At 72.2% G+C, this 8,586-nt stretch carries 6 protein-coding genes; 2 read left to right on the top strand and 4 right to left on the bottom strand.

Annotated features, from left to right (window positions below; genetic code table 11):
- Positions 1-40: 40 nt before the first annotated feature.
- Together D0D37_RS23725 and D0D37_RS46790 are read right to left on the bottom strand one after the other, a co-directional pair.
- Positions 41-1,759: a prenyltransferase/squalene oxidase repeat-containing protein gene (locus D0D37_RS23725; RefSeq protein WP_116202767.1), complete on the bottom strand. Its 1,719-nt coding sequence runs from the start codon at positions 1,757-1,759 to the stop codon at positions 41-43.
- The gene (locus D0D37_RS46790; protein ID WP_162834434.1) at positions 1,756-1,926 is read right to left on the bottom strand and encodes a hypothetical protein; all 171 of its coding nucleotides are present in this window, start codon (positions 1,924-1,926) and stop codon (positions 1,756-1,758) included. Before D0D37_RS46790 ends, D0D37_RS23725 begins: the two co-directional genes overlap by 4 nt.
- Before the next feature lie 305 nt (positions 1,927-2,231).
- On the opposite strand from D0D37_RS46790, the gene D0D37_RS23730 reads away from it, so the two are divergent.
- Together D0D37_RS23730 and D0D37_RS23735 are read left to right on the top strand one after the other, a co-directional pair.
- A complete protein-coding gene (locus D0D37_RS23730) occupies positions 2,232-5,144 on the top strand; it encodes a helix-turn-helix transcriptional regulator (protein WP_162834435.1) in 2,913 nt (970 codons plus the stop codon).
- Between the two features lie 11 nt (positions 5,145-5,155).
- Positions 5,156-5,566, top strand: a complete 411-nt coding sequence (locus tag D0D37_RS23735; RefSeq protein WP_244223645.1) for a DUF302 domain-containing protein — start codon at positions 5,156-5,158, stop codon at positions 5,564-5,566.
- Between the two features lie 151 nt (positions 5,567-5,717).
- On the opposite strand, the gene D0D37_RS23740 is transcribed toward D0D37_RS23735, so the two are convergent.
- Together D0D37_RS23740 and D0D37_RS23745 are read right to left on the bottom strand one after the other, a co-directional pair.
- Positions 5,718-5,897 carry a hypothetical protein gene (locus D0D37_RS23740; RefSeq protein WP_116202770.1) on the bottom strand — a complete coding sequence of 60 codons (180 nt, stop codon included), beginning with the start codon at positions 5,895-5,897 and terminating at the stop codon, positions 5,718-5,720.
- Between the two features lie 27 nt (positions 5,898-5,924).
- Positions 5,925-8,513, bottom strand: a complete 2,589-nt coding sequence (locus tag D0D37_RS23745; RefSeq protein WP_116202771.1) for a type 2 lanthipeptide synthetase LanM family protein — start codon at positions 8,511-8,513, stop codon at positions 5,925-5,927.
- Positions 8,514-8,586 lie beyond the last annotated feature (73 nt).

Below are 8,586 nucleotides of genomic sequence, written 5' to 3' on the forward strand. Positions count from 1 at the left end.
CGGTTCCCGGCCGGCGCGCGCCGGCTCGGTTTGCCTTCTTTCACCAGTTCAAGGGCGGCAGCAGGGCCGCCGGATCGGTCAGCCACGCGCGCAGGAGTGCGCCGAGGCAGTCGGCGAGCGGCCCGGCCGCCGTGCGCGAACGCGGGCTCCAGGCGTAGTGCCCGTCGCCCAGTTCGACCCGGAAGAGAAAGCGGGCGACGCAGGCGCGGTCGGACTCGCGGCCGAGGCATTGGTCGGTGCGCACCACCTGGTAAGTGGTGGCGAGGTCGGGAAGCCCGAGCGCGGACGCGGCGTATCCGCCGGTCGCCCGGGCGTAGCAGGCCAGCCCGGCGTGCAGGTTCGCCGCGGCCAGCCGGGCGCCGAGCAGGTGCAGCACTCGGGCGGCTTGCGCGGCGGCACTGGCGGCGGCCGTACCGGCTGAGGCCGGATCGACCAGGCCGCCGTCGCGGCAGAGGGTCACGAAAGCGACCGCTCGTGCGCCGTCGAGGATCGTGGTGGGACGACCGCCGGTGAGCCGGTCGGCCAACTCGACTGCGGCGGCGGTGGAGACGAGGTCGGAGCCGCGGCCGAGCAGGTGCGCGAAACCGCCGTCCGGGTTCTGCAGCCGCGCGATCCAGCGGCGCAGGCGACGTTCGTCGAGACGGTGTCCGCTCGCCCGCAACGCTTCGAAGGCCCATTGCGTGCAACGGACTTCCGCCCCTTGGCCGGGCATGTAGACCACGCCGTCTTCCGCGGGCAGCTGCGCGTTCTGCAACCAGCGGACCAATCCCGGCGCGGAAGAACCGGACCGCGCCGACGTGAGCAGACCGGCCGCGGTGGCGAGGCTGTCCCCCGCGGCGTCCGGGCTTCGGTAGGTGTAGCCGCTGCCCGTCAGCCGGCAGCGGGCCACCGCTTCGGCGATCGCGTCCGCTTCCTCCGTCGGAAGGTCGTAGCCGAGCGCGGTGAGTGCGCCGACCGCGGAGAAGCACGCCCAGATGTCGGAACGGCCGTAGCCGGGCCAGCGTTCGTAGCCGCCTCCGGGGAGTCGCCGGTCGCCGATCCACGCGAGCGCCCCCGCTGGGTCGGGCGGTTGTGCCCCGAGGACGCGCAACGTCAGCACCGCGCGGAACGTCGCCCACAGGCAGACGGCCGAGCCGGGCGCGAACCGGAATCCGCCTTCGACGGTTTGCTGCTCGCACAGCCACGAGACCAGTGGTCCGGTCCGCCACGGCAATGGCGCGGTCGTTACTGCTCGCCACGCGCGCACGCCGTAGTAGCAGGCACGGGCGTCCGACGAGTTCGAGCCGGGCTGCCAGGCGAGGCCGCCGTCCGGGCGCTGCAACGCCGCCAGCCACCCGGCGTGCCGTGCCGGCTCTGGAGTGGCGGTGCCGGTGATCTCGACCAAAGTCTTTGTCGCGCACCAGGTCGCCCACACGTCCGGCGGCTGGCCCGCGGCCATCGCGAAGCCGCCTTCGACGGTGCCGGTGCCGGACACCCATTCGGCGACGCGGGCGGGTTCGTCGATTTCCTCGCCGAGGTCCCGCAGGACACGGGTGCAGCAGTAGGTGGCCCAGCCGTCCGACGGGAGGCCGCGTTGCCAGGTGTAGCCGCCGTCGCTGTTGCGGCGGGACCGCAGGAACCTCGCGATACCAGCGGGTTCGGCCGGGGTACGGCCCAGCCGGCGCAGGGTGCGGACCGCGGCGTAGCTGCAGGACAGGTCGGCTTCGCCTTGGCTGAGTCCGCCGTCGGCCAGAACCGCGGGGGCGGTGGTCGCGGTCATCGCTTGACCGCCGTAGTCCGGGTGCGCGGCAGATCCGCTTCGCCTTGCCCGCCGTCCGCCAGCACCACGGGAGCCTTTGTCGCGGCCAATCGGCCGCCCGCCGCATTAGTCTGATTAATCCGGATCCCCGGTGCAGTCTCGGTGAAGGACAGCCGGTTCGGCGTCATGGCGAAACGACCTCCTTCCCCGCCCGGGTCGTTCCCGTCCGCTCCACTCTTTCCCGGCGGGGGCGGCGGACGCATGGGTGCTGCGCACCCAAAGAGTCGCCGTCCGTCCACTCCGGGCGACGAAGAATGTTTCCGGCTGTGACTAAACGATTTCGGGCCGTGCGCACAATTGCGCCACAAGGTGGAACGGCGGTATTTCTGCCCCCACGAAAGCGGGCGCCTGCGTATAGCATTTCGCGGCGGGGGAGCAGACCGGCTGCGGGCGAAAGCCGTCGACCGCGAGCCGTTCGGCTGAAGGGGTGGAAATGCTCATCGGACGGGAGAGCGAACTGGCCGGGCTGGCCGGGTTCCTGAGCGCGGCCCGAGCCTCCTGCGGAGCCATGGTCGTGCTCACCGGCGAACCGGGGATCGGCAAGACCTCCGTCGCGGAAGCGGCCGCGGAACAAGCGCGGGCGGCGGGCATGGTGGCGGTGCGCGGGCGGGCCAGTTCGACGGGTCCGGCGATCCCGTTCCGGCCGCTGGCCGAGGCGCTGCTTTCGCTGGCGCGCACCGAGCGCCGCCCGGACGACGAACTGCTCGCGCCCTACCTTCCCGCGCTCGGGCGGCTGGTGCCGGACTGGGCGCGGCCGGAGCCGCGGGAGACGTCGCTGCTCGTGCTCGCCGAGGCGATCCTGCGGCTGACGTCGTGGTTCGGCCGCGACCGCGGATGCCTGCTGGTCGTCGACGACCTGCACTGGGCGGACCGGGAAACGCTGGCAGTGCTGGATTATCTCGCGTCGAACCTGCGCGGGCAGCCGGTGCTCGTGCTGGGCACCGTCCGGGTCGGCACGTCCGCCGCCGCGGACCTGGTGAAGACCCTGGCCCAGCGCGGCGACGCGACCCCGGTCGAACTCGACCGCCTCGACCGCGCCGGCGTGACCGGACTCGTCGCCTCGATCCTCGGCTGCCCGCCCGGCGAGATCAGCACGTCGGCCGCCGAGCACCTGTACTCGCAAAGCCGCGGGAATCCGTTCGCTGCCGCGGAACTCACCCGGCACGCGGTGTCCACGAAGGATCTCGTGCGCCGTCCCGCCGGCTGGCAACTCGTGGGCGGGAAGCGAAAACGGGTGCCGCTCAGCCTCGTGCAAGCGGTCGAACAGCGGGCCTCGCAACTCGGCCCGGACGGGATGCGGCTGCTGTCGGTCGCGGCGATCGTCGGCCGGACTTTCCCCTTGCCGGTCGTGCAACGCTGCCTCGGACTCGACGACCGCACCCTGCTGGCCCACGTCCGCGCCGCCGTCGCCGAACGCCTGCTGACCCGCGGCGACGGCACCCCCGGCTGGTACTCCTTCGAACATCCGCTGACCGAAGAAGCCCTGCTGTCCCTGACCACCCCGGCCGATCAGGTCACCCTCTCCGGCCGGGTAGCGCAAGCGATCGCCGAGCTGTACCCCGGACTGCCCGGCTCCTGGTGCCACCTCGCCGCCGACCTGCACCGGCGCGGCGGCGACCTGCCCGCCGCCGCCCGGCTGTACCTGGAAACGGCCCGCCGCGCATTGCACGCGGGCGGCCCGTCCACCGCGGTCGCCGTGCTCGACAACGCCCTCGACATGCTGTCCGAGGAGAACAGCTGGTGCCAGCTGCGCGGAGAACTCCTCGAAGCCCTGCTCACCGCGCTCGCTGAGGACGGCCAGTTCGACCGCGCCGCCGAGGTCGCCGCCGAGCTGCGGCTGGGAAATCCCTTGTGGAACACCGAAAGCCAGATCCGCCGGCAGGTCCGGATGGCGTGGGCCGCGCAGGTCGCCGGGCGCTGGGAGGACGGCGTGCGCCAGGTCGCCGCCGCTCGCGCCCTGTTGCCGCCGGAGGCGTCCGAAGCCGACACCGCGGTGATCGACGTAGTCGACGCTTACCTCACCTCGTGCCGCACCGGCGCGGACGCCGACCACGTCAGCCGCAGCGAAGCGCTGGCCCGGCGGGCGATCCGCGGCATCGATCCAGCCGACGATCCCGAGACGGCGTGCAAGGCTTGGTACGCAATCGGTTTCAGCACCCGCGGCCGTTCGCTGGCCGAGTCGGACGAAGGCTACCGGCGCACGCTGGCACTCGGCACCGAACACCAGCTGACCACCTGGCGCAACCACGGCCTCATCGGCCTGGGCGCCAACGCCTGGCTCGCCGAGGGCGAAGCTTCCGCCCTCGAGTACGCCTACCGCGAGACGTTGCGGTCCGGCTGTATCACGTTGGCCAGCAACGTATACGCGAACCTCGCCTACGCCGCGGTGCTGCGCGCGGACTACGACCAGGCCGAGCGGATCCTTACCGCCAGCCTGGCGGAATGCGGACGGCTGCGGCTGCACTCGGTGATCCGGTACGCCCTGATGCTGCGCGCCGTGCTCGCCGCGCACCGGGGCCGCTGCCAGGAGATGCGCACCGCCCTGCGGGAATTCCGCGCGGCCGGCGGCGAAAACTCCCGCGAGGCGCCGTTGACCAAAGGATTGGCCGAACTGTTCTGCGCGCTGCTTACCGAAGATCGCGAAGGCGCTCGGGCCTTGTCCGCCGAATTGATGGCAGAATACGGCGGACTGGAAGCCTATTTCCACTTTTCCGGTACTTTCGGATTGGTCCATTTGCTCAATGCGGTCGACGGCACCGGCGATCCGGCGGAAGTAGAACAGGCGGCCGGCGCCCAAGTCGGCCGGATGCGCTGGAACCGGCAATTCCTGGGCTTCGCCCGCGCGGTGCACCACGGCCGCGCCGGCCGACCCGATGCCGCCGAGCGGGAGATGGACACCGCCGTCGCCGCCTCGTCGGTCTTCCCGACCGCGCGGCACCTCGCCCTGCGCCTGGTGTCCGAAGCCGCCCTCGCCGACAGCTGGGGCAAGCCCGGCCAATGGCTGGCCGACGCGGAGAACCACTTCCACGGAAGCATCGACGTCCTGGCCGGCGCCTGCCGGTCGCTGCTGCGGCGGACGGGCACCCCGGTGCGCTACCACAGCTCCGGCACCGAACGCATCCCGCCGAAACTGCGCGGCATCGGCGTGACGCGGCGGGAGTTCGAGGTACTGCAGCTGATGCCGGAGCGGCTGGGGAACCGGGCGCTGTCGCAGCGGATGCACATCTCGGTGCGGACGGTGGAGAAGCACGTGGCGAGCTTGCTGGCCAAGACGCAGGCCCCGGACCGGACGACGCTGTGCGAGTACGCGACGGCGGTACTGGGCGATTCGGGGCCGGGCCGATGACCGGGCCCGGCATGATCACGACTGCCAGCGCCTGGCCGGTCCGGGAGACGATCGACCGGCTGGAGGCCGCGGTCGCCGAGGCGGGACTGCTCGTGTTCGCGCGGATCGACCACGCGGCCAACGCGGTCAACGCCGGAATGGCGCTCCGGCCGACGGAACTGCTGATCTTCGGCCACCCCCGGGGCGGCACGCCGTTGATGCAGGACCGGCAGACGAGCGGTCTCGACCTGCCGATGAAGGCTCTCGCGTGGCAGGATTCGTCGGGCCGGACCTGGCTGACCCGCGACGACGCCGAATGGCTGGCGTCGCGGCACGACCTGGGCGCCGAGAGCGCGGCCGCGGTCGAGGCCATTTCGGCGGGCATGGCGCGACTCGTCGGCGCGGTCGTCGCCCGGGAAGCGGACCCCAACAGTCCACAGTAGACACTCGGGATCCTCTCCCCCGGGCCGCGACGCGCCAGCCCGCCGCTCCCGTCACCGGCACGGTGAGATGGCCGAGTGTCCACAACAGACACCCGGCCACCCACCGAACCCCCGCCCGGTCTTCGCTCCCCCGCTGCCGGAGCCGTCCGCCTCAGCTGAGCCCGGCGACCGTGCTCGGGTCGCCGGCGATTGCGGCCACCGCGACCGCGCCGACGGTCATCCCGGTCAGCACCGCCGCGCGCACCCACTGCCGCTGCCAGGCAGGCAGCACCCGTTCGGCCTCCGCGGCGGTCTCCTCCGCGCCCGGGGCGGGCTGGACGTCCTCGTGCATTTCCGGTTCTCCTTCCGATGGGTTTTCCTAGTGGTGGTCGGGAACCGGCACCATCCCGGGTGCCGGTTCCAAGAGGGAAAGCGCCGGGACCCGGTCGGCGAACCCGAGCCGCAGCAGGCCGTGGCCGATCCCGGCCAGTCCGTGCAGCAGACCCGGCGCCGGGACCGCGCCCGGGGTTCCGCAGGCGAGTTCTCCGCGCGGGAGCCGGACCGGCGCGCCGACCGACCTCGCCGCGTCCAGGACGCCGAGTTCTCCGTGGCACAGCGAATGGTCCGGCGACGGATGCCGTTGCTCCAGCTCGGTCCGGAACCGGGCGACCAGACTGGGACGTGGATCAGCGAGGACGAGACCGGCCAGACCGGAGCACCAGCCGAGCCCCGTCACCTGCCCTTCGGATCCGGACGGGACGCGACCGGCCAGCCGCAGAGCGTGCGTCACCCCGGCCCGGCCGAAGAGGAATCCGGCCGTACGCAATGGAGAAAGCGCGGCCAGCCGCTCCCCCAACTCCTCGACCAACGCACCCGCGTCCGACGAACCATTCTCGACCGCCACCGCCGAGACAGCGAGCAGGGCCCCGGCCAGGCCATCGGCGACATCCGCCGCCTCGGCAGCCCGGGCCGCGGCCGCGGTCGCGCGCAACGCCGCGGGAATCAAGCTCTCGAACGTCGAATCCGCCAGCAAACCGGCCAGCCGCGTAACGGTGTAGGCAATCCCGCCCAACCCGCTGAACGCGCCGGGCCCGACGCCCACCGCCAGCGACGCGTAGCTGTCCAGCAACTCGATCAGTCCTGGCAGGGGCCGGACTGTCCTTGCCGCGGCGTCGAGGAAACGGTCCCGTCCGCTGATCTTTCCTAACTCCGCGAGGAACAGCGCCACTCCGCAGTACCCGCTGCCCAACGAAGCGCCCAGCTGCCGGACGCACCAGTCCCCGTCCTCGGCGATTTCCAGCGACGGCCAGTTGATCCGCACCGCATCGGCATTGCCCCGCCGCAGCAGGTCGTCGCCGATGCCCACTGCCAGGTCGAGCAATCGCGCCGGATCGGGGGTCTCCTGGGAAACCGCGGAGCCCGGAAGCAGGCGGTGACCGGCGAAGGGCGTCATCGTCGCCAACGCTGCCTCGGCGAACCACAGCTGGGCGCTAAGGTCCCGCTCCCCCAGGCTGGCGATCCGCGCTCGCGCCGCGGTCAGGCCGTCGGTTTCCAGCACCTCCGGAAGCCGTGCCCCAGAAGCAGTCCGGACCTCGCGTCCATCAACCGAAGCAGCGAAATACGGGATGTCCCCCGCCAGCAGGTCCGCCCGGGAAGCGTCGGCGAAGCGGGCGAAGTGCGGGTAAGCGGTGACCTCGTCGAGCGCGGCGAACGCCTTCGCCCGGCCGTCGATCTCGCGCAAGAACACCGGTTCGGTGGACTCGCGGAGCAAGTCGGCGTACCACTCGCTCGCACGCGGCACGATCCGCAGCTCGGCACCCGCGAACCGGTCCAGGCCGTGGAGCACGGTATCCCGGCCCGCGGCGAGCGAACGGTAAGCGGTGCGTAGGCCGTCCAGGAAAGCACCAGCGTAGGCGGCCGGATCGACTGACGGTGCCGGGAGATTCTGTCCGCCTGCGTACGGGGCGGGGCCGCGGACCAGGCGCATCCGGTCGGTGCCCGCCTCGGCCCAGACGGGCAGGTCGTGCGGGAACTGGCCGGGGCGGCCGCCGAATGCGGACAGGTCCAAGCGGCCGTGCGGGCCGAACACCGGTCGCGGCAGGACAAAAGTGTTCAGGACGGAGGTTTCCAGCGCCGTCAAGGCAGGATCGGAACCGCCGTCGGTGTGCGGGGTCCAGCGGGGCTGGAAGAGCGTTTCGACGTCCACCACGATCGGATGGTCGCCAGCCGCCACGACGTTCTCCGCGTGGATGTCGGTGGCGCCGAGGACGTGCAGCAGCGCGAGTTGCGCGCCCAGCCTGTGGTAGAACTGGCCGACGTCGGCGGCGGGCCGGGCGTGGACGTACTCGACCCAGCCGTATCCGGGGCGTTCCAGAACCGCCGCACCGGACGGGGCGAGGTCGCCGAGAAGCGGGGCGAGGTCGGCGAGCAGGTCGTTCCAGCGCGCGTGCAAGCCGACCGGGCGCGGGCGGTAGATCAGCCGGGCACCGGAGGCGAAGCCGAGTTCGCTGACGGTCCGGCCGCCGCAATGCGCGTCGCCGCGGCCGAACGCCACGGTCATTACCCGGCCGGGGTCGCTGCCGAGGAATCCGGCTATCAGAGCGCGGTCCTGGTCGAAGCGGGCCAGCAATTCCACGGCGGCGGCGATGGCGTTGCGCGTGAGAGCGGCGAGAAGCTCGGCTAGGCCCGGGTGCTGTGCCAGGACGTCCGGGAGCGGATCGCCGGCCAGCAAGGAGGCGAAAGACTCGGTCTTGAGGCGGGCGACGAGCGTCCGAGCCGCGGCGGCGCACAGGCGGTCGCTGAGCCAGTCCGCCATTCCCAGGCTGACGGCGGCGAGTTCGGCCGCGTCAGATTCGGGCAAGGCGGCGCGCAACTGTCTCGACGCGGCGTTGACCAGCGGCTGCGCGGCTGGCCGGAAGCACCGGGGCCCCCCGTACGCGCCGGACGGTTCGGAACCCGCTCGCGACATGGGTCGCAGCTTGGCACGCGGCGGGGGCGTGGCGCATGGGTACGGTGTACCCAGAAAGGGGACTGGCTGGGGG

Origin of the sequence: Amycolatopsis circi, from assembly GCF_003385235.1 — a bacterium.
Classification (GTDB): Bacteria; Actinomycetota; Actinomycetes; order Mycobacteriales; family Pseudonocardiaceae; genus Amycolatopsis; species Amycolatopsis circi.